The 23,271-nt window shown below is 57.5% G+C and carries 11 protein-coding genes and 1 pseudogene; 5 read left to right on the top strand and 7 right to left on the bottom strand.

Annotated elements, in window-relative coordinates:
• The first annotated feature begins 14 nt into the window (after nt 1-14).
• Nucleotides 15-13,829: an autotransporter-associated beta strand repeat-containing protein gene (locus B9Z45_RS14795; RefSeq protein ID WP_108407991.1), complete on the top strand. Its 13,815-nt coding sequence runs from the start codon at nt 15-17 to the stop codon at nt 13,827-13,829.
• Between the two features lie 178 nt (nt 13,830-14,007).
• Here the strand turns inward: B9Z45_RS14795 and B9Z45_RS14790 are convergent, their stop codons facing one another.
• Nucleotides 14,008-14,787 (bottom strand): enoyl-CoA hydratase, encoded by a 780-nt coding sequence (locus B9Z45_RS14790; protein ID WP_108408001.1) that lies wholly within the window; start codon nt 14,785-14,787, stop codon nt 14,008-14,010.
• 148 nt (nt 14,788-14,935) lie between these two features.
• On the opposite strand from B9Z45_RS14790, the gene B9Z45_RS14785 reads away from it, so the two are divergent.
• The 3 genes from B9Z45_RS14785 to paaK are packed head-to-tail and all read left to right on the top strand — an operon-like array spanning nt 14,936 to nt 17,524.
• A complete protein-coding gene (locus tag B9Z45_RS14785; RefSeq protein WP_108407990.1) occupies nt 14,936-15,736 on the top strand; it encodes an enoyl-CoA hydratase-related protein in 801 nt (266 codons plus the stop codon).
• The gene (gene paaI / locus B9Z45_RS14780) at nt 15,733-16,167 is read left to right on the top strand and encodes a hydroxyphenylacetyl-CoA thioesterase PaaI (protein WP_108407989.1); all 435 of its coding nucleotides are present in this window, start codon (nt 15,733-15,735) and stop codon (nt 16,165-16,167) included. Before B9Z45_RS14785 ends, paaI begins: the two co-directional genes overlap by 4 nt.
• 55 nt (nt 16,168-16,222) lie before the next feature.
• Nucleotides 16,223-17,524, top strand: coding sequence for a phenylacetate--CoA ligase PaaK (gene paaK, locus B9Z45_RS14775; protein WP_108407988.1), 1,302 nt, complete (start codon nt 16,223-16,225; stop codon nt 17,522-17,524).
• Between the two features lies 1 nt (nt 17,525).
• On the opposite strand, the gene B9Z45_RS14770 is transcribed toward paaK, so the two are convergent.
• From B9Z45_RS14770 to B9Z45_RS14755, 4 genes are read right to left on the bottom strand one after another with little or no spacing between them, the layout of a single operon-like run.
• Nucleotides 17,526-19,286, bottom strand: coding sequence for a M61 family metallopeptidase (locus B9Z45_RS14770; RefSeq protein ID WP_108407987.1), 1,761 nt, complete (start codon nt 19,284-19,286; stop codon nt 17,526-17,528).
• 30 nt (nt 19,287-19,316) lie between these two features.
• A complete protein-coding gene (locus B9Z45_RS14765; protein WP_108407986.1) occupies nt 19,317-19,772 on the bottom strand; it encodes a DUF3429 domain-containing protein in 456 nt (151 codons plus the stop codon).
• Nucleotides 19,769-20,485, bottom strand: a complete 717-nt coding sequence (locus tag B9Z45_RS14760; protein WP_108407985.1) for a DsbC family protein — start codon at nt 20,483-20,485, stop codon at nt 19,769-19,771. The genes B9Z45_RS14765 and B9Z45_RS14760 overlap by 4 nt, the downstream gene beginning before the upstream one ends.
• Before the next feature lie 41 nt (nt 20,486-20,526).
• Nucleotides 20,527-21,693 (bottom strand): FAD-dependent monooxygenase, encoded by a 1,167-nt coding sequence (locus tag B9Z45_RS14755; RefSeq protein WP_108407984.1) that lies wholly within the window; start codon nt 21,691-21,693, stop codon nt 20,527-20,529.
• A 156-nt stretch (nt 21,694-21,849) separates the two neighbouring features.
• Here B9Z45_RS14755 and B9Z45_RS14750 point away from each other — a divergent pair.
• Nucleotides 21,850-21,948, top strand: a pseudogene (locus B9Z45_RS14750) (GTPase); the annotation flags it as partial.
• Between the two features lie 167 nt (nt 21,949-22,115).
• Here B9Z45_RS14750 and B9Z45_RS14745 read toward each other — a convergent pair.
• Both B9Z45_RS14745 and B9Z45_RS14740 read right to left on the bottom strand, forming a co-directional pair.
• The gene (locus tag B9Z45_RS14745; protein ID WP_108407983.1) at nt 22,116-22,751 is read right to left on the bottom strand and encodes a hypothetical protein; all 636 of its coding nucleotides are present in this window, start codon (nt 22,749-22,751) and stop codon (nt 22,116-22,118) included.
• Between the two features lie 249 nt (nt 22,752-23,000).
• Nucleotides 23,001-23,271: transposase (locus B9Z45_RS14740; protein ID WP_146180911.1), on the bottom strand; the 271-nt coding region annotated here is incomplete at its 5' end.

Below are 23,271 nucleotides of genomic sequence, written 5' to 3'. Positions count from 1 at the left end.
GCGGCAACATCACCATGCGCGGTCTGGGCAACCCCACCGCCAGTACTTATGGTGACGGTATTCTTTTTGAGAGTTCTGGCGGCGTGACCACTTCGGGCACGGGAACGATCACCTTAACGGGCATAGCCACAGGAACTTGGAACGGCATTCGAATAAACAGCACCACGGTCTCCACGGGTTCGGGTGACATCACCCTCACAGGCAACAGCAACTCGACCAGTTCATACAACGGGGTTCGTCTGCACGGTTCCACCGCGATCAGCACCACGGGTAAGGTCACTTTGGCTGGTACGGGTGGCACGGCCCACTACGGGGTGTGGATTATCGACACCTCTTCCATCACTGCTGGCGGCGACATCTCCATCAATGGTCAAAACGGCACACGCAACTGGGGCGTTTCATTCCACAGCACAGGCACCATTCAAAGCACAGGTGGCAACATCGCCATCACCGGTGCGGGCACTGGAGGTGTGTTTTTACGCGCCACCAGTTTGGTCGCCGCCAACAACGCCAGCACACCCACCTCGGGTGGCAACATCACCATCACGGGCACAGGCACGTCAGACTATGGTGTTCAACAAGAATCGGGCTCAATTACCGCTTTCGGCGCGATCACTGTGAATGGCTCGAGCACAGGCTACCGTGCCTCGTACTTTGGCGGCACAGGAATAAATCGGGCCGTTGGCGATATCTCCATCACCAGCGCAAGCACCAGCGGTAACAACTGGGGCATGTATGTGGACAGCGACAAGGTCTTTCAGACCACGGCCGGAAACATCGCCATCACCAGTAGTGATGAAGGCGGCACTTATTTTTACGGCAAATTGATTGCTGCCAACAGCGAATCCACGCCTACCTCGGGTGGCACGATCACCATTAACGCATCAGGCAGCAGTAGTTATGGTTTGCAACTTAATGCAACGTCTGTGATCGCCCATGGCGCGATCAACATCACCGCAACCAACACCAGCACGAACCATGCGTTCAGGCTTGAAGGTGCATCGGGCAGCATCAAGTCAAATGGCGACATCACCATTCAGGCGGGCAACACCTCGGGCAATACAGGCACTTGGGGCTTGGTGGTGGACACGGGTGCATCCATACAGTCTGTTGGTGGAAACATTGCCATTACTGCCAGGGGTTCCTCTGGTGGCTTTTACGTTGCCAGCAGCGCCACTTCCATCGTGGCGGGCAATCACCTCACCGCGCCCACCGCTGGCGGCAACATCACGCTCAACACCACAGGCGAGTCGGGCTATGGAACGCAAATGGTTGCGGGCTCACTGGTGGCCAACGGCACTATCAATTTAACTTCTCGTGGGAGTGATCTGGGTGCCTACATCTATGGCACTGGTTTGTTCAGAGCCAATGGTGATATCACCATCAATACCACCAGCACAAGCAGCTGGGCTTTTTACCAAATAAACAGTCGCTTTGTACAGTCTATAGCGGGCAGCATCTCGATCACCGCCAATGGTGGCTACGGTATTTACGTTGATGGCGGCGGTATCGTGGCGGGCAATAGCACCACGGCACCCACTGCAGGTGGCGCCATCACCATCAATTCGGCGACTACCGGCTCTAATGTCGCTGCTGCCGCTCTGCGCATGGATGCGGACAACACCAAAATTCTGGCCTATGGTGATATTTCAATTTATGCCAATGGCGCCTCCGCCGGCTTAAACGTCAACGGTAACGGCCACGGTCTGCTCATGTATTGCAATTACCAAACCATACGCAGCATGAACGGCAATCTGGCAGTGACGGGTTATGCCAACCGAGCCGTGGGCACTTGGGATGGTGGCGCCGGTATTTCTGGCGGTATCACCCTGTGGTCTTCATTGGACACGCTAAGAGCCAAAGGTGACATCACCCTCAAAGGGGTGTCCATGGAAGGCATTGGACTCTATTTGACTGTTGTCAACGGGGGTTCGTCCAGTTACGGGGTCATATCCGACACGGGCAACATCGTGATGGATGGCTTGAACAACAACAGCAGTTTTGGCGCCACGTATATCCGACTGCCGGTTGTGGCGAGTGCGGGCTCGATTTACATTTCTGGCGCGGGTGGCCTGAACGGCATCCGGCAAGATGCCTGGCAGGGCAACATCACGGCGGCCGGTGACATTCAACTGATTGGGTACGCCAAAACATCGGATGGTTTGTATTTTGGCGTTGGAGGCATCACCTCCACAGGTGGCAATGTCACGATGTCGGGTTATACCCCGGCCACCAACGCGGCCAGTGACTACGGCATTTACTCTGCTGCGCCTTCGGTGTCGGCGGCCAATGGTTCGGTGATTGTTCAGGGTGCCAAAATCACCTCGGCGGCGACAGGCAGCGGTGTGTTTGTCAACGCAGCCACCAACACAACCGGCGGCCTGATTGACCCCATTTATGCGGTGGCCGATGCCGCCAATCCGGCGTTTGGCCCTGCAAAAGGCATCAAGTGGCTGGGCAATATCACGGCCAACACCTCGACGGGCTACATCCAAATCCACTCCAAGGCGCCCGAGATCACCGGCAACATGACCGCCTATGGTTTGGCCTTGATCGGAAACAATCAGGACTACTCCCTGACAGGTACAGGTTCGATCAGCGCCATCACAGCCAGTTTAGGCACGGGGTCGCTCACTTATTCCAATTCAGGAACGCTGACCATTGGCTCGTACGGCGGGGTCAGCGGCATCACCGCAGGCACAGTCACGCTGACCGCAGCGGGCTTGCTCGGGTCTAATAACATTTCTACCACGGGCGGCACGATCACGATCAACCCCTCCACAGGGCCGCATGACTATTCGGGCGTGATTTCGGGTGCTGTGGGCCTGAACAAATCGGGCAGTGGTACGCAAATCTTGTCGGGTGCCAACACCTATTCTGGCGCGACCAACATCACCGGCGGAGTTCTGAGGGTCACCAACTCTGGCGGACTGGGTTCATCTGCAGGTGCCACAACGGTCAGCAGTGGTGCAGCACTCGAAATCTCTGGCGGTATCACTCTGGCCGATGCCCTCACCATCTCGGGCACAGGGGTTTCAAGCAACGGCGCTGTGCGCAGTTTGTCAGGGGCCAACACGTTGACGGGTGGTATCACCTTGGGTGCTGCAACCGAGATGCAAGTTGATGCAGATTCTTTGTCCATCACCCCCAGCAGCGGCAACGCGTTTTCCGGGGCGTTTGGCTTGACGCTGCAAACCGACGGCGCTGCCACCGTGGGCGGTCTGATGGCAACCGGCACGGGCACTTTGACGAAGACAGGCTCGGCTGATTTGTATTTGACAGCCAACAACACCTTGACGGGCAGCACCACCATTTCGGGCGGCACGCTGTATTTGGGCACGGGCTCTACCGCAGGAACAGTGGCCGGCGCCATTGTGAATAACGCCAGCCTGGTGGTAAACCGATCCAATGACTTAGCACTTTCCGGTGTGATCAGCGGGACGGGGGGACTGACCAAGCAGGGCGCTGGCACGTTGACGCTGTCGGGTGTCAACACCTACGCCGGTGTGAACACGGTGTCGGGTGGGGGGCTGCAGATTTCGAGTGACAGCAATTTGGGCTTGGCCCCAGTGGCCTTGACGGCTGGAAAACTGGTGCTGAACGGCGGCAGTTTGACGGCCAGTGAGACATTCATCCTGAACAGCAACCGAGGCATCACGCTGGGGGCAGACAGCACCCTCTCAGTCGCCAGTGGAAAGATACTGACCTATTCAGGCGTAATCACCGATGGTGCGTTTTCTTATGCATTGACCAAATCCGGCACAGGTGCCTTGGTGTTGGGGGCTGCACAAACCTACAACGGCTTGACCTCGGTCACCGGAGGTACTTTGCGCTTGGGGGCCAATGCCTCATTGAATGGCGGTGCAGGTGCGTTGAGTTTGGCAACGGGCACAACACTCGACGTTCAAAGCAACGCGTTGACATTGGGTTCATTGACAATGGCTGGTACGGCAGCCATTGTCAATGGATCTGGTTCTTCCAGCCTCACCGTCACCGGTACCTCGGTGCTGGCCAACAGCATCACCACCAGTGGGCACCAGGTCTACAACGGGGCTGTCACGTTGGCAGAAGACACCAACCTTGTGACGACTGCCAATGGCAGCATAACTTTCAATTCGACGCTGGACTCGGTCAGTGCCGCATCACCCAAGAATTTGAGTGCCAATATTTCCAGTTCAACCTATTACTGGGTGGACTGGACATCTGTCAATGACGCCGCCAAAACGGTGACAGGTTCTATCACGATCGATGGAACCGTTGTAACGGTTGTTTACAGCAATCCGCAAGGTTGGGCTGGCGTGCAAACGTCAGGGGGAATAAATTATTGGACAGGGACCCCATCGCCTTATACGAGTGCCTCGGTGGCCAACGGGCCCACGACGAGCGACATCATCAGACTGCAATATGCAGGCACGCAATCGATAAGCTTCAGCGAATCGGTTGAAAACATCGCATTCAGTGTGGTGAGCTTGAACGGCAATGGCTACGGATTCAACCAAGACTTCTCCATCGCCAGCTACACCGGATTCAATGGCGCTGGCACCGGCTACTTCACTCCCTCTGGGACATTGTCCAAGTCTTATGACACCGCCACACAGCAATTCAGGCTGCTTGGCACAAGCGGAGAACCACATGGCACGATCCGGTTTGTCAATTCCACCTCCAACCTGAGTTGGTCCAGTTTGAGCAATGAAAATTGGAATGGTTTCACGATTGGGGTGAACAGTGCGACATCCACCATTGGTAAATTGGTTCTGAGCGGTGTTGCCGGTGGCAATGCCGCGTTGGGAAATATCACGAGCAACAGCGGCTTTAAAAACACGGCCGAAGTGACTTCCGCGCAATCGGTTGCGGTGACCAAAACTTCACAAATAGGTGCCAACATCAACACCACCGCAGGGCAGACCTATGGTGGTGACGCCAGTTTGAGTGGCAACGCCACACTGAGCGGGACTGCCATCAATTTGGGCAAGGTGAATCTTGTCTCCAATGGGTTGACCATCAACAATTCGGATGACAGCCAAATCACAGGGGTGGTGTCTGGCAACGGGTCAATCAGCAAGCAGGGCAGTGGCAAATTGACATTGAGTGCTGCCAATACCTACAGCGGTGGAACAACTGTTTCTGCTGGCCTGCTATGGGTTGGTGCATCAACAGTGGGTTCTGCGGGGGCCATTACTTCCAGTGCTCTAGGAGTCGGAAATGTGAACGTTGCAAGTGGCGCAGCTGTCAATTTGGCGGGCTACAGTCTGGCTAACACGCTCAACCTTTCTGGTTCAGGTATCGGCAGTGCGGGCGCTTTGTACAACAGCACGACAACAGCCGCAACCCTGTCGGGGGCCATCACGCTGGCGGGCGCGACCACCATCAAAGGCAATGCAGGCGATTTGACGATCAGTGGTGCGGTGAATGGTGCTTACGCGCTGACTGTGTCCACAACCAACAAGGCCCTGAGCCAGTCTGGCATCGTCGGTGCCTCTGCTGCACCCACTTCGGTGACGATGGATGCGGGTACAGGTAACGTGAGCCTGAGCGCCGCTCAAAAAGTTGCTGGCCCATTGTGGGTGACTGGTGGTGGCATTTCTCTTTCCGGTGATCTGACCGTCAGCACCAACGATCAGCTGAAGCTCATTGCCAGCAAAGACATTGTCGCTTCGGCAGGTGTGGATCTCTCCACGCAAGGCGGCAACATTGTGTTGAGCGCCAACAGCGATGCTTCTGCTGGCGGTGCCATTTTGATGACGGGTGCTACCGTGCGCAGCAACGGCGGCAACATCACCCTGGGTGGCGGTACAGACGGGTCTGGTTATGCTGAGGGTTCTGCCGATGGTGCAATGGGTCAGCGTTATCGTGGATTGTGGTTGGACCAAACCACCATCGATGCATCAGGTACAAGCGCGAACGGAAATGTGGCCATTCGCGGCAAGGGCTGGCAGGGTGCCAATTGGGTAAGCCCTGCAGCAGCTGACTATGCGATTGGCGTGGACGTTGTGACCAACACGGTCATCAAAACAGGTGGCGCTGGCACCTTGCTGATTGACGGTGTTGGCGGGAAAAATAACAACAGTGGCAGCCACAGTGTGGGTATCAATCTGTACAACGGGCTGCAAATTTATTCAGATTCCGGCGCAATCACGTTGACAGGCACTGCAGGGACAGGGCTGGCACGAGAAAATGCGGGCATCTTGATGGACGGAGGCAGTACAGCCTCCATCTATTCCACCTCGGGTGCCATCACTTTAACGGGCAGAGGTGCCAGTACAGACCAAGGCATCAAGCTCAACGGCGGGGTAAACCTGGGTTGGAACGGCAGCTCTGGCTACACAACGGGTGACATCACTTTGAACGCGGATGCCATGACGCTGGGTGCGGGCTTGAGCCTGAAGACGTCCGGCGTGCTGACGGTGCAGTCGGTGGGCAACAGCTTCCGCTCTGCGCTGGAGTGGCCAATTGCCAATCTGACGATCGGCACCACACTGGGTGGTTTGACACTGGGTAAAACGACCAACACGGCCAACATCACCATCAGTTCCGCGCAAACCGTGAATGGCCCGGTCAATATTTATGGTGGCACCATCACCATCAATGCGCCCATCACCACCAGCAGTGGAACGGTCACGCTCAAGGGTACGGGCAATGTGGTGGATGGTGCGAATGGCTATGTGGTGGCCGACAAATTGATGTTGCTGGGTGGTGCTGTGACTCTGGATCACGCATCGACCAACATCAACACGCTGGCGGGCAGCGGTTTGACCAGCCTCAGTCTTGTCAATGCCGATGCCTTCGACGTGGGCACCGTGGGGGGTGTGAGTGGACTTGCTTCTGCAGGGGCTGTTGTGCTGACTGCATCGACGGGTGGCATCACGATCAACCAGAACATCAGCAGTGGCGCTGCGAACCAAACTTTGCAGAGTGCCGTCACCTTGGGGGCAGACGCCACATTGACGGGTGCTACGGTTTCCTTTGCTGCTGTGGTGAACGGTGCAAAAGCGATGACAGTGGCGGGCAATGCCAAATTTGATGCTGCTGTGGGCGCAACGACAGCGCTGTCTGGCCTGACTGTTTCGGGGACGACGACCCTGGGCGCGAGTGTGCGCACCACGGGCCTGCAAACTTATGCCGGTGCTGTGACTTTGGCCGCAGATGCCACGTTGACGGGCAGTGCGGTTCATTTGAATTCGACGGTCAACGGTGCAAAGGCTTTGACCATCGCTGGTGATGCAGTGCTGGGTGGCGCAATGGGTGGTGTCACCCGTTTAAGCAGTCTGAGCATTTCAGGGACGACCAGCCTGGGCTCGAATGTATCCACCACGGGGGCTCAGATTTACACGGGCGCCATGACGCTGACGGGTCACAGTACTTTGACGGGCTCGGGCCTGAGCTTGAGTTCGGTGAGTTTGGGTGGCGACACTTTGACTATGGCAGAGGCAGGTACCGGAACGATCAGCGGCACGGTGACCGGCACGGGTGGCTTGACGCTTTCTGGCACAGGGGCACTGACCTTGATGGGCGACAACAGCTACAGCGGTGCAACCCTCGTCTCCAGCGGTGTGTTGAAGGTGGGCAGCAATACAGCGCTGGGCACGACGGCAGGAGACACCACCGTCGCCTCGAGCGGCACGATCGATCTCCTGGCTGTGGCGGTGGCTGGCGAGCTATTGAACTTAAACGGCGGCACTTTAAAGGATGCCACCAGCAGTTGGAGTGGCGACATTGTGCTGGGCGCCAGCAGCTTCATTGAAGTGGGTTCTGGCGATACGCTGACCCTCAGTGGCGTGGTCTCGGGGACGGGCTTCGGCATCACCAAAACGGGTGCAGGTGCACTGGTGGTGACCAATACGAGCACCTATACCGGCAACACCACGATTTCAGCGGGTCTGCTACAAATTGGTGCGGGTGGTTCTGATGGCCTCCTTTCGGGCGCCACTGCCATCGTCAACAATGCTTCGTTGGTGATCAACCGCAGTGGTACACCCCAGATGGATAACGTCATTTCTGGCACAGGGTCGGTGACGAAGTTGGGCACAGGGGCGGTGACTTTCACGGGGTCCAACTCCTATTCGGGCGGTACCACCGTGTCTGAGGGCGTTATTGCCGCTGGCAGTGCAACGGCTTTTGGCTCGGGACGCGTGACGGTCAGTGATGGTGCGTCCTTGAATCTGAACGGCCGAACATTGGCCAATGCGCTGACCATGACAGGTGCCGGCTACGGCACTGCAGGTGCACTTTTTAACAGCAGCGTCAGTGCCGCGGCGGTTTCTGGCGCCATCACGCTGGCCGGTGTAACGACCATTAAAAACAACGGTGGATTGACTTTGTCCGGTGGCGTTGACGGCGCTTACGCATTGACCTTGAACCCGACCAATTCAACCCCTGCACTGGTGACCATGTCTGGTGCTGTAGGGGGCACAACACCGTTGTCCAGCATCACGGCCAATGGCCCTGTCAGCCTGGCCGCCAACGTGACGACCACGGGCAATCAAACCTGGGGCGCAGCTGTGACGCTGGCGGCAAACGTGGAGATGACGGGTGGCGAGATGCGTTTTGCATCTGTCGTCAACGGCGCCAAGACTTTGATGGTCACGGGCGATGCCCTCTTTCTTGATGCGGTTGGCGCCTCTGCGGCTCTGACTTCCTTGAGCGTTTCCGGTGTTTCCAACATCGGCGCCAACATCACGACCAGCGGCACGCAGACTTACGCCGGTGCGTTGACCCTCGGCGCAGGCAGTCAACTGACGGCCAGTGGTTTGAGTGCGGCGGCAGTGGATTTGACCCGCCATCACCTGACGGTGTCTGAGGCAGGTTCCGGGCAGATCACGGGCTTGATCGCGGGGACCGGTTCGCTGACCAAGGCGGGCGCAGGCACCTTGACGCTTTCTGGCACGAATGACTTTACGGGGGGTGTGGCCATCAATGCGGGCACGCTCAAGATCTCAGCAGATCGCAACCTGGGCGCAGTGCCTGGCAGCGCAAACGCAGACGCGCTGACCTTCAATGGCGGCACGCTGCAGGTGACGGCCAACACCAGCTTGGCCAGAGAGCGCGGGGTGATGCTGGGCAGCAATGGCGCAACGTTCCAGATCGATCCCATTGTGAGTGTCAACTATGCCGGCGTGGTGGCAGGCACAGGTGGCTTGACCAAGTCGGGCGCAGGCACCTTGGCCCTCAATGGTCATAACACCTACAGCGGCGGGACAGCCATCGGTGCGGGCATGGTCACGCTGGGGCATAACGCAGGGCTGGGTACGGCGGCTGTCAGCATTGCCAGCGGTGCGGCACTGGACCTCAATGGCAAGGCGATAGCCAATGCGCTGAGCGTGACGGGCACGGGCATCGGCGGTGGTGGCGCGATCACCAACAGCAGCAACAGCGAAGCCACGATGGTTGGAGCGATCACGCTTGCGGCAGACAGCAGCTGGGTGACGGGTGGGGCCATCAAAGTCACAGGGGCGGTTGATGGCGACAAAGCGCTGACAGTGACGGGGACAGGGGGCTTGACGCTTGCAGGAGGGGTGGGTCAAACCACGGCACTGACAAGCGTGAATATCTCTGGTGCGGTGACGTTGGGGGCGGATGTGACGACCAGCGGCACACAGAGCTATGACGGTAGAGTGACGGTGTCTGCGGCATCGACCCTGAGCACCACCGACAGCAACGTGACGTTTGGCAGCAGCGTGTCTTTGTCAGACAACTTGACGGTGAGCACGGGCGCAGGCGCTGGCGCCATCTCGGTCACCGGAGCGATTGATGGGGCCAAGGCGCTGAGCTTTAGCGCAGGCACGGGCGCGATCACGCTCAGTGATTTGGTGGGCCAGAGCACGCGCCTGGGCGCCGTGACGCTGAACAGCAGCGGTGTGACCACGCTAGCGAAAGCCGTCAAAGTGGGCAGCCTGACGACGAACGCAGGGGGAACCCTGGTGATCGATGGAGGCAGCGTTGACACCACGGGAGCGCAGATCTACGGCGAGGCGGTCACGCTGGGGGCAGACACGACACTCAAAGGCTCGAGCATCAACACGCAGGGCACACTGGCTGGTGGCAGCAACGCGCTGACAATAGATGGTGCAGCGGATATTGACGGCGCCTACACCGGCATCACAAATTTGAGCATCACGGGCGCAGCCAACATTGGCGCCAACATCACGACCAGTGGCACGCAGAGCTATGACGGTGCAGTGACGGTGTCTGCGGCATCAACGCTGAGCACCACCGACAGCAACGTGACGTTTGGCAGCAGCGTGTCTTTGGCAGACAACTTGACGGTGAGCACGGGCGCAGGCGCTGGCGCCATCTCGGTCACCGGAACGATTGATGGGGCCAAGGCGCTGAGCTTTAGCGCAGGCACGGGCGCGATCACGCTCAGTGATTTGGTGGGCCAGAGTGAGCGCCTGGGCGCCGTGACGCTGAACAGCAGCGGTGTGACCACGCTAGCGAAAGCCGTCAAAGCAGCCAGACTGACGACGAACGCAGAGGGAACCCTGGTGATCGATGGAGGCAGCGTTGACACCACGGGAGCGCAGACCTACGGCGAGGCGATCACGTTGGGGGCCGACACGATGCTCAAAGGCTCGAGCATCAACACGCAGGGCACGCTGGCTGGCGGCAACAAGACGCTGACGATAGATGGTGCAGCGGACATTGACGGGGCCTACAGTGGCATCACAAATCTGAGGATCACCGATACAGCCAACATTGGCGCCAACATCACGACCAGTGGCACGCAGACTTACGGCGATGCGGTGACCCTGAGTGGTGGTGACCGAACCCTGACAGGCAGCACGATCAACACGCAAAGCACTCTGGCTGGCGGTGGTAACGCCCTGACCATTGACGGTGCTGCGGACATTGGTGGCGCCTACACCGGCCTCACGAATCTGAGCATCACAGGTACAGCCAACATTGGCGCCAACATCACGACCAGCGGCACGCAGACTTACGCCGGTGTCGTGACCCTGAGCGGCGGTAACCGCAACTTGACGGGCAGCACGATCAACACCCGTAGCACTATGGCTGGCGGTGGTAATGCGCTGACGATTACAGGTGCAGCGGACATTGACGGTGCCTACACAGATCTGACCAGTTTGAGTGTATCGGGCAGCTCCAACATTGGCGCCAACATCACGTCCAGCGGCTCACAGACTTACACCGGAGCTGTGACTCTGAGTGGCTCTGACCGGACCCTCACAGGCAGCATGATCAACACCCGGAGCACCTTGGCTGGCGGCAGCAATGCGCTGACGATTGCGGGTGCAGCGGACATCGACGGCGAATACACAGGCCTCACGACTCTGAACATCTCGGGCACGGTAAACATCGGCGGCAACATCACGACCAGCGCTGGGCAGACCTACGGCGGTGCTGTGACAATAAGTGGCGCTGACCGCAGATTGACCGGAGCAACGATCAATACGCAGAGCACCTTGGCTGGCGGCAACAACGCGCTGACGATTGCGGGTGCAGCGGACATTGACGGTGCCTACACAGGCCTCACGACCCTGAGCATCACGGGGACAGCCAACATTGGCGCCAACATCACGACCAGTGCTGGGCAGACCTACGCAGGTGCAGTGACCCTGAGTGGTGGCGACCGCACCCTGGCAGGCAGCACGATCAACACGCAGAGCACCTTGGCTGGCGGCAGCAACGCGCTGACGATTTTCGGTGCAGCAGACATTGACGGCGCTTACACAGGCATCACAAATTTGAGCATCACGGGCGCAGCCAACATTGGCGCCAACATCACGACCAGCGGCACGCAGACTTACGGCGGTGCTGTGACAATAAGTGGCGCTGACCGCACATTGGCCGGCACAACGATCAACACGCAAAGCACCTTGGCCGGCGGCAACAACGCGCTGACGATTGCCGGTGCAGCGGACATTGACGCTGCTTACACGGGCCTCACGACCCTGAGCATCATGGGCACGGCCAACATTGGCGCGAACGTCACGACCAGCGGCACGCAGACCTACGCAGGTGCAGTGACCCTGAGCGGCGGTGACCGCACCCTCACGGGCACAACGGTCAATACGCAGAGCACCTTGGCCGGTGGCAGCGGTGCGCTGACGATTTCCGGTGCAGCGGACATTGACGGTGCATACACAGGCATCACGACCCTGAGCATCACGGGTGCCTCAAACATTGGCGCGAACATCACGACCAGCGCAGGGCAGACCTACACAGGTGCAGTGACCCTGAGCGGTGGTGACCGGACGTTGACCGGCACAACGATCAACTCCCAAAGTACCTTGGCAGGCGGCAGCAACGCGCTGAAGATCTCGGGCGCAGCAGACATTGACAGCGCCTATACAGGTCTGACCAGTTTGAGCATCACGGGCACAGCCAACATCGGCGCCAACATCACCACCAGCGGCAAGCAGACCTACGGTGGTGCGGTTACTGTCAGTAAGAAGTTGGTACTTCACACTTCCAACGCTGATGTGACCTTCAATGGATTTGTCGACAGCGCATCGGATGCGGCGTACGCGCTTGATGTTCGTTCAGGCACTGGCGTTGTCGAGTTTGTGCGTTCGGTGGGCTTAACAAATCCGTTGCAAAGCCTGAGCACTGAAGAAGTAGCCAAAGCGGGTTTGAGTCAAAACATTGGCACCACGAAACTAGGCGCTCAATTTGGTTCATTCACAACTGTTGGCAATCAGGTCTTCAACAACATCACCATGGCTGAAGCGCTGGATATGCGTAATCCTCGCGATCCAGGTTCTGCTGGCGTAACAGTGACGACTGAAACAGGTGGCACTGCTGTGATCTATCCGGTTCGCATGACTTCTGCCTCTGGTGATCTGAACTTCTTGGGGACTGTGGATGGCGGTGGCTTTGCAAAAACCAATATGCGAAGCTTGCAGCTCAATGCTGCGGGTCAGATCACGTTCAATGACAAAGTGGGCTTTGATGCATCCCCCAATGGAAACACTTCTTTGATGGAAAACTACACCCGTCACTACGGCATTTATCGTTTCGACGTGACGGCGCCGACCATCAACGTGTTGGGTGATGTCGCTGCCTATGAAGAAGTGGCTTTCAACGGCTCTACCTACATTGGCGGAACTGCTTACAACGGTCCTTATCGCCGCATTTATTCGATGGATCCGAAAATCACCTTCAACGGTCGCGTAGATGGTTATGGCGGGAAAGATGGGTTCTATACGCTGGATGCGCGCGCCATCAGTCTGGACAGTGGTTTGCCAGAGCCTGAAATCAACTTTGCAGAGGATGTGGGCTCTCGGAGGCAGTTGGCTGGTCTTATTGCCATAGTGGCGCGCCTTGATGTGGTCGGGGTTGACAGGCTCTCGAATGGCAGCGTTGCCACCCGAGAACAGACGAGCTATGGCGTGCCTACGACAGCCAATGCTGGGACAATCCGCTTCGGCGGCAATGTCATGACCACTGAGCAGCAAATTTATTTGGCGAATAAATTTGTGATTGATACATCTTCAGGCGCCAACGCGCTGGAATTCAATTCGGAATCTGGCGATGTGAACTTTACGGTGGGTCAGGGTCGCATGGTGTCTGGCAGCGGAGGCTCACCAAGGATCAAGTTTAAAAACCGCCCATCCTCTGCAACCATCAGTTTACTGAAGTCCTCGGGTGCGGTGATCACGTCTGAGCCCAATGAGCTGTCTGAATTGGTGAAATTGCGTGATACCAGCAAGCTTTCAGACGCGAAGCTGATGGATCAAAATCTGGACCAACGTGCTGGGCAATCGCCTACCGTTGAAGTGGGTGATTTGATCCCTGTGAACTGCAACGCCATTGTGGACAATAACTGCACGCCTGAGTTCAATGCAAATAAACCGATATTGAAAAATTAGAAGTCTGTTCTAAAAAACGGCCCGCATGCAAGTTACACCGCTTTTTTACGCTCACACGATCTACTAACGGGTGCATGCAAATGCAAATAAAAATCTCTTGATGAGGTATGCGGACATCACCAAATCAAAAGCCCACAGTTTTGCGACTGTGGGCTTTTTTGAGCACAACCGGCTTTTTTCAACCGTTCACAAAGTTGGGCGCGCGCTTGTTCAAAAAGGCGTCCATGCCTTCCTTCTGGTCGGCGGTGGCAAACAGGCCATGAAACAAGCGGCGTTCAAACATCACGCCATCTGACAGGCCACTTTCAAAGGCGCGGTTCACGCTTTCTTTGGCCGCCATGACCGACAACTGTCCGTAGCTGCAGATCATGAGTGCTGCCCCCAAAGCTTCATCCATTATTTTGTCCAGTGGCACCACGCGGCTGACCAAGCCCGCACGCTCGGCTTCGACCGCATCCATCATTCGGCCGGTGAGCACCAAGTCCATGGCCTTGGACTTGCCCAATGCGCGAGGCAGGCGCTGCGTGCCGCCAGCGCCGGGAATGATGCCAATTTTGATTTCAGGCTGGCCAAATTTGGCGTTGTCGGCGGCGATGATGAAATCGCACATCATGGCCAGCTCGCAGCCACCGCCCAATGCAAACCCACTCACGGCTGCGATCACGGGTTTGCGGATGGATCGGATGGTTTCCCAGTTGCGGGTGATGAAGTCGTTTTTGTAGACATCGTTGAAGTTGAACTTGGCCATGGCCGAGATGTCAGCACCAGCTGCAAAGGCTTTTTCGCTACCGGTGATGACGATGCAGCCAATGGCTTCGTTGGCGTCAAATGCCTTCAGAGCTATGCCCAACTCGTCCATGAGTTGCCCGTTCAGGGCGTTCAGCGCCTTCGGACGGTTCAAGGTGATGATGCCGACTTTTCCGCCTTCGGTGCGGACTTCAATGTTTTCGTAGCTCAAAATTTTCTCCAAAAAGCTGTGAACTTGTGCGGTCACTATAACCATGGTTGCTGAGTTGTTGCTGTCAACTCAGGCACTTGTATGAGGGAAAACATTAACCAACCGTGCGGTCGGGTAATGGTACATTCTTGGATTCAGGAGACAAGCCATGACCGAATCCACCGCATCTGTGTTGTACGAAGTGCGAGGTGCCGTGGCACTGATCACGCTCAATCGCCCGCAAGCGCTCAACAGTTTCACCCGCGAAATGCACCATGCCCTCTGGGCCGCACTGGACCTGGCCGAGGCCAATGCGGATGTCCGCGCTGCGGTCATCACCGGAGCCGGTCGAGGCTTTTGTGCCGGAGCCGACTTGTCGGATTTCGATTTCACCCCCGGCCCAGACCGCGTTGAACGTGCCGATCCGGGTCCGATCATCGATCAGGCTTTCAACCCCAGCACCAGACGTTTGCAGTCCCTGCGCATGCCGACCATCGCAGCGGTCAATGGCGTGGCTGCAGGCGCAGGTGCTTCCCTGGTCATGGCTTGCGACATTGCGATCGCAGCGCCCACAGCGAGCTTCATTCAGGCCTTTGCCAAAATCGGCTTGATTCCTGATGCGGGTGGCAGTTGGCTTTTGGTTGAGCGCCTAGGCTTGGCACGCGCCCTCGCATTGGCCATGACGGGCGACAAGCTGTCGGCGCAGCAAGCCAAGGATTGGGGCATGATTTGGGATGTGAACGAGGACCCCTTGACCAGCGCACTCGCGCTGGGCGAGCGCCTGTCGAAAATGCCCACCAAGGCTTTGGTGGCGACGCGGGCCTTGATGCAAGCGGCCACCACACGCAGCTTGTCCGAGCACCTGGACGTTGAACGAGACACCCAGTCAGCTTTGGGCAGAACGCATGACTATTTCGAGGGGGTTCAGGCCTTTCTCGAAAAACGCCCAGCCCAGTTCAAAGGCGAATGATGAGCGATCCTCAAACCTTGGCCCGCTTGGTGGGCGAAACCATGTTTGCCGTGGATGTGGCCTCCAAAGACACCATGGGCATGGAACTGCTGGCTTGCGAGCCTGGCCGTGCCTTGATGCGCATGACCGTGAAGGCGCTGCACCTGAACGGTCACCAAATCTGCCACGGGGGCTTCATCTTCACCCTGGCCGATTCCACGTTTGCCTTTGCTTGCAACAGCTACAACAAAAATGCGGTGGCAGCGGGCTGCAGCATCGAATTTCTCAAGCCTGGCAAGCTTGGTGATGTGTTGATCTGCGAAGGTCTTGAACAGACCCTGAGTGGACGCCACGGTATTTACGACATGAAGGTCAGCAATCAGAATGGCGAAGTGATTGCCATGTTCCGCGGAAAAAGTGCCCAGATCCCGGGCTCCGTGGTGCCGTCCTAAATAATTTGGGGGACAGGTCTTCAGTTCTTTGCCCGACTGCTCAAAAGGAGTTTTCATGAGTCAAAAAGTCTTCCACCTGGAGCCGATTGAAAAGGCCAGCATCGACGAGTTGCGCAGTTTGCAGCTCAAGCGCTTGCAGCAAACGCTTCAGCACGCCTATGCCAATTCGCCGGTGTATCGCGCCAAGTTTGATGCCGCGGGTGTGCACCCTGACGATTGCAAAACGCTGGCAGACATTGCCAAATTTCCTTTCACCACCAAATCGGATTTGCGCTACAGCTACCCGTTTGGCATGTTTGCTGTGCCCCGTGAAAGTTGTGCGCGCATTCATGCATCGAGCGGCACCACAGGCAAACCCACTGTGGTGGGCTATACGCTCAAGGACATCGATACTTGGTCCAACGTGGTGGCCCGCAGCATTCGCGCTGGGGGCGCCAGACCGGGTGACATGGTGCACATCAGCTACGGTTACGGCCTTTTCACAGGCGGCATGGGCGCGCACTATGGCGCAGAAAAATTGGGTCTCACGGTGGTGCCTTTTGGGGGCGGCCAGACCGAACGTCAGGTGCAACTGATTCAGGATTTCAAGTCCAACATCATCATGGTCACACCCAGCTACATGCTGGCGATTGCAGACGAGTTCGAGCGGCAGGGCATTGACCCGAAAACCAGTTCGCTGCGCATCGGCATTTTTGGTGCCGAACCCTGGACCAATGACATGCGCCACGCCATTGAAAAGCGCATGGCCATTGACGCGGTGGACATCTATGGGCTGTCGGAGGTCATGGGCCCTGGGGTGGCCAGCGAATGTATCGAGACCAAAGATGGCCCGACCATCTGGGAAGACCATTTTTACCCCGAGATCATTCACCCTGAAACGGGTGAGCCCGTGGCCGATGGCGAAATGGGCGAGCTGGTGTTCACGAGCCTGACCAAGGAGGCGTTGCCCATCATCCGTTACCGGACCCGCGATTTGACACGCTTGTTGCCAGGCACTGCCCGCAGCATGCGCCGCATGGAAAAAATAACAGGCCGCAGTGATGACATGATGATCATCCGGGGTGTCAATGTGTTCCCCAGCCAGATCGAAGAGCTGATTTTGAAGCGCTCTGAGTTGGCGCCGCACTACCAGTGCGTGCTGACGCGTGATGGCCCGATGGACGATCTGAAGGTGCTGATCGAGACCAAACCCGGCGTGTCACCCGACAGCATCGAGGCCCGCGCGGCAGCCAAGATGCTGCAGCACGAGATCAAGGTTTACATCGGCTCCAGTGTGGCGATTGAGCTCAAGCCCGAAGGCGGCGTAGAACGCAGCCAGGGCAAGGCCAAACGCGTGGTCGATTTGCGGGGCAAGTGAATCAAACAGCAGGCCATTGGCCTGCTTTGCGGTCGGCGGGTACAGCCAAACGCCAGTGGCTGGCTTGCGCTGGCAAGGTGAGTGGCAAGCGCAGCATGCGTTTGTCGCGTGACACCAGCGCCACCCCTTTGTGTTCGCGTCCCATCAGGGCGGGCAACTCGTCCAGCTTGCCAAGGCGCCAGCTGCCGCCTTGCGCTTTAGCGCCCACTTCCATGCCCAGCCATTCATCGCCTGCGGCCAGGCCCGCTGATTCGGCGGCGCTGCTGCGCAAGACGGCCTTGATTTGAACGCTGCCACTTGTCTCGCTGACGCGCAGACCCAGTCGTTGTGCCATGCTGGCAATTTCAGCGTGGACCTCAATGCCTTGGCTCGTCAATACATCACGCAGCGGCAGGTCTTCGGTGCTGTGCACCCAGGCCTGGATTTCTTTTTGCCAGTTGCGGCTCGACACGGTTTGCAATTCGTCCAGCAGGTCTTGCTCGTGCATCGGTCCCGCTTTGCAACGTTTCCAGAGGCCACGCATCACGGCTTGTAGCGTATGGCCTTCTTGGCGCAAGGACAGGTCCAGGCACAAGGCGACCAGGGCGCCTTTTGTGTAATAACTCACCGTGGCATTGGGCGTGTTTTCGTCCTGGCGGTAGTACTTCACCCAGGCGTCAAAACTGGCCTGCGCCACAGTCTGCACATGGCGGCCGGGTGTTTGTTGCACTTGGGTGATGGTTTTGCCCAGCAGCTTGATGTAGGTGGCGTTGTCGATCAGCCCGGCATGACACAGCAGGATGTCATCGAAATAGCTGGTGAAGCCTTCAAAGAACCAAAGCAATGTGGTGTAGTTCTCTTGTGTGTAGTTGTAGCGGGAAAATGCATCGGGGCGCAGTTGCTTGACGTTCCAGGTGTGAAAGTACTCATGGCTGATCAGGCCCAGCAGGGTGGTGTAACCATCGTTGGTGCGCGGGCTGGTCTGGCGCGGCAGGTCGACACGGTTGCAGATCAGGGCCGTGCTGTTGCGGTGCTCAAGCCCACCGTAGCCATCGTTCACAGCGTTCAGCATGAACAGATAATTTTTATGAGGCGCTTTGTTGCTCGCCTGCTTGCCCTGGCCGTGCCAGAAGTGGATGGCGGCTTCACAGATTTTTTGCGTGTCGGCCAGCAGTCGTGCGCCGTCGAATGAGGGCAGGGCACCGCTCACCACAAAGTGGTGTGGTATGCCGCAGGCTGTGAAGCTGCCGCGCCAGAATGCGCCCATCTCCACAGGGCAGTCCGCCAGTTCATCGTAGTTGTCGGCCTGGTACAGGCCAAAACCGCGCTTATCGGTCTTGAGCGGGGCGAGGCCTGTGGCCGCCTGCCAATCAGCTTGGTTTTTGACAGCCTGCAGCTGCAACCGGTGTGGCTGTTCTTCTTGGCCGTGTACCCGCAGGCAAAGGCTGGTGCCATTGAAAAACCCCCGCTGGCTGTCCAGCCAGGCGGTGCGCACCGAGTTGTCAAACGCATAGACCTCGTAGCTCAGCTCCAGAGGCTGGCCTTCTTTGCAAGCGATGTCCCAAGTGCATTTGTCTCGTTGGATGATGCTGGCACTTCGCCGCCCCTGTTTGGCTTGCAGCTGTTGCAGGTTTTTGGAAAACTCGCGCACCAGATAGCTGCCTGGAATCCACACCGGCAAAGACACGGTTTGGAGAGGCATTGGCTCGGCAATCGTGAGGGTGACCCGAAACAGGTGCGCATGCAGGTCAGCGGCTTCAACGGTGTAATGGATGGGGGTCATGCGCCGTGGTTCGGGTTTGGAGGGATTCGGTCAGGTGGCGCCAGCGGCCAGAAAGCAACTCATCGACGCCACAAGGGTCAGTTGCAAGCGCATGGGCAGCCAGGGCGCCAGGCCCGCAGCAGGCCAGGTTCGGCGATCCATCACATAGCAACCAATCAACACAAACCCCAGCATGGGCAAACCGGCAAACGCAGGCATCATCACGCCCACCCAGGCCAGCAGCGAGGGAGCCACCCCCCAAGTGAAATGGATCGAAGGGGCATTGGGTGCGATCAGTGCATTGCGAAAACCCACGCCCCAATGGATGCCACCCAGAAAGGACACGATAACGGCACCATAGCCTTGCATGGACAGTGCCACATAGGGGTGCAGGTTCGGGCCCACCAGCCACAGGCACAGGGCCAAGAACACAAATGGGATCAACCCGGCGTAGCCCAGTCGGCGAATCAATCGCCAAGTCGGGTCTTCGGTCTGGGGTGTGATCATTTGATGTCAGCCAGCATTTTTTCGACTTGCGCGATCGGCACTGCACCAGGCACGCGCGTGCCATCGGTGAACAAGAGCATGGGCGTTCCAGTGATGCGTTGTTTCTTGCCAAATTCCACAATGGTGTCAACGGCCGATGCATCGCAATTGGCGGTGGCAGGTGGGGTGTCGTTGATCATCCAGTCGTTCCAGACCTTGGCCTTGTCTTTGGCGCACCAGATGTTTTTGGATTTGACTTTGGAGTCATCGCCTAGGATGGGGTACAGGAAGTGATAGATGGTCACGTTGTCCAGCTTTTGCAGGTCTTTTTCAAAACGCTTGCAGTAGCCGCAATTGGGATCGGCAAACACGGCCAGCTTGCGCTTGCCGTTGCCTCGCACTTGGGTGAAGGCAGTTTTCAGGGGCAATTGGTCAAAAGGGATGGCAGAGAGTTTTTCCATCCGCTCTTCGGTCAGGTTGCGCTTTTGCTTGACATCGATCAGCGCGCCCTGGATCAAAAAGTTGCCCTCGGCATCGCTGTACATCACCTCGTTGCCCATGCGAACTTCGTACAAGCCGTTCATGGGGGTTTTGCTGACTTCATCGATCTTGGGCAAATTGGTCAGTCGCTCGCTCAGGTTTTTGCGGATGGTCGCTTCTTGCGCAAAAACAGGGCTTGTGGACAGTAATGCCAGTGCCAGGAGCAATGCCAGCATCAATCGGACAAACTTCATCGGATTTCTTTCGGATTCAAATGGGGAGAGTCTTTGTGGATTCAGTCTGAACCAGGTGCAGGTTTGCCCATGGCCTGTTGTGTCATCCAGTTTTTCAGCGGGCCGCTGCGGTCAAAGCCGCGCATGCCCCAGTTGCGCAGGTTTTGCCAGATCGGACCGGGTTGCGCAAACAGGCGCTGCAAGCCATCGGTCACCAGGCCCATGGCTTGCACCTCCGCCTGGCGAGCGCGCTCGTAGCGGCGCAGCAGTTTCATGTCGTGTAGTGGTCGCCAGAATTCCTTGGCACGGATCACTCGCACCAGCTCGGCCACATCCGCGAGGCCCACGTTCAGGCCCTGGCCTGCCAAAGGGTGCATGGCATGGGCAGCATCGCCAGCCAAGGCAAAACTTTGTTTGGCAGCACCAGGCATGGCGCCAATCCAGCGTTCGGCGCGGGCCAACTGCAACGGCCACAGGGCGCGTTCTGAGGAGAGGCGCATGGCGCCCAGAGCTTGAGCACAAGCCTGCTCCAGTTGGGCGGCGAAAGCCTCAGCGGGCAGTCCCATCAATTCTTCTGCCCGGCGCGGGTGCACTGACCAGACCAGCGCCACCTCGCGCCCACCTTCTCCACCCAAAGGCAGCAAAGCCAGAATTTCTGCTTGCGGCTTTGACAGGCCAGGCACCTGGCTCCAGCCAAACCATTGGCGCGCGATGCCCCCGTGTGGGCGATCACAATTCAAACGGGTTGCTACTGCGTGCTGGTCATAGTGGTTGATTTCAAAGCACACGCCCAGTTCGGCGCGAGTTTGACTGGCGCGGCCTTCGCACACCACAGTGAGCGGCGCTGCCAAGGGTGCGTGCACCACTTCGATATGGGGTTGAAACTTGACGGCTTCGGCCAGGCGCTCTTCCAGCACTGGCACGTCCACCATCCAGTTGAGTTCTTCCACACCGTTTTCCAGTGCCCCAAATTTCAGGTGGCCGCCGTGGTCGCCCCACACTTGCATCTGGTGCACGGGCGTGACCGCCGGGCTGTCGGGCCAGCAGCGCAGATCTTGCAGCAAGGCCCTGGCCGCACCGTTCAGGGAATAGGCCCGCACATCCGGTCCCTTGGATGGGCTGGGTGTGTCGACCAGAGCCACGTTCAGCCGCTCTCGGGCCAGCAGAAGGGCCAAGCTGCGGCCCACAATGCCAGCGCCGCGAATGCAAATATCAGGGGATAAAGCCATGTGCGCATTGTAGGATGCGGCGCATCCCGGACATTTCAGCAGGACTTTGCCACGCCGGATGCTTGTGTATGCTTCGCTGCGCCTTGGTTGGGTCGTGCTGTCACAAGATGACCCGTTAAAATCACAGCTTGTTTCCCGAATCACCGAAAGCCTTCCATGAGCCTCAAATGCGGCATCGTGAGTTTGCCCAATGTGGGCAAATCCACCCTTTTCAACGCCTTGACCAAAGCCGGTATCGCGGCTGAAAACTACCCCCAAGGCAGGGGTGCTTGAAAAAGCCTTCTGGCTCAGTGACTTACAAGGATTCATCGGGTTTCGGGAGTTGTTCCAGGACAAAGATTCGCTGACCGAATCGTCAACGACAAGGCCATCTTAGGATGGCCTTTTGCTTTTGTCGGGGGCAACTGGGTTAGTCAGACGCGTCAAATCCTGGAGATTGGGTTGCCGGACAACGACTCCTCCATTTCGATCATCAAAAGTAAAAGGTCAGCACCATTAACCATGGAAGTCAGGCATCTGGCTGGCTCATCACCCGGACCAAAGGTAATTCCTTGCCACATCACGGGTTTTTGCGTTGCCTTTTCGAAGACCTTGCCTCCGTGCGAAGCTGCATTCCGAAGTGCCCATGACATTTGCCATGCCGCTGGCCAAGAGGTCCTGTCTTGGCTAAACCCCTTGATGAGGGCATCTCGATTGCGTTGATGAAAGTTGACCAGAAAGGGCAAGAACAAGGCATCAACAAAGTTCTGAAATCCTGAAGTCCAGAATAGAAGTGGGGATTTCGTCTTGCCATGCACTTCGGACAAGTGAATCTCATTGGGTTGAGCGTTCATCATCGCTGCTTGAACTGGGCCATAGAGAGGGAGGCGTACCTCTTTAAGCAGGTGTTTTGCTTCTATCGTCACATAGTCTCCAGGGTTCGTCTGAACCTTACCGGCCCTGTACAGCTCAGCAGCGATGGCAACGCTTTGCAGTGAAATCAGCAGCGTGTTCAGCTCGGGATAGAAGCCCGTGGTTTTCGTGATTTTGTATGTCGTGATGTTCAAGAGTACGGTCATGTGATTCTCCTGACATCTATCATGAGGTATAGATCGAAATAATTCAAAAGAAGCAATTGCACATGCAAAAAGAAACATCGCAAGACCTGTATTGCTGTTTAAGGCTACGCTGAACAAGCCACCGAATTCAGCGATATGTTGCTAGTTGATTGCATGATGCGAGATGTGATGGGCGAAGCGGCCCAATTTCGGCCCGTATTTCTGGCCTTTTCACGCCAGACACGCGCATTGCGCGCTCTGAAGACGCACTCATGCCATGCGGCGTCCACGCGCTAAGTAGATGTTGGCCAGACCCAAGGCCACGAACGAGCGCGTGGCGTTCTTGGCCAGGCCGCGATAGCGCACCTTGGTGAAGCCCCACAGCCGCTTGACCACTGCGAAGACGTGCTCCACCCGGGCGCGTACCTTGGACTTGTTGCGATTCTTCGAGCGCAGGGCCGGGTCAACCTCACCTCCCTTGCGCACCCGCTGGTTGGTGAAGTCGTTCGCATGTGGTGCCTTGGATGCGATCAGTGCCTTC

The organism is Limnohabitans sp. 2KL-17 (assembly GCF_003063415.1).
GTDB lineage: Bacteria > Pseudomonadota > Gammaproteobacteria > Burkholderiales > Burkholderiaceae_C > Limnohabitans_A.
Note: the sequence above shows the minus strand (reverse complement) of the source record. Positions and strands in the feature narration are given on the sequence as shown.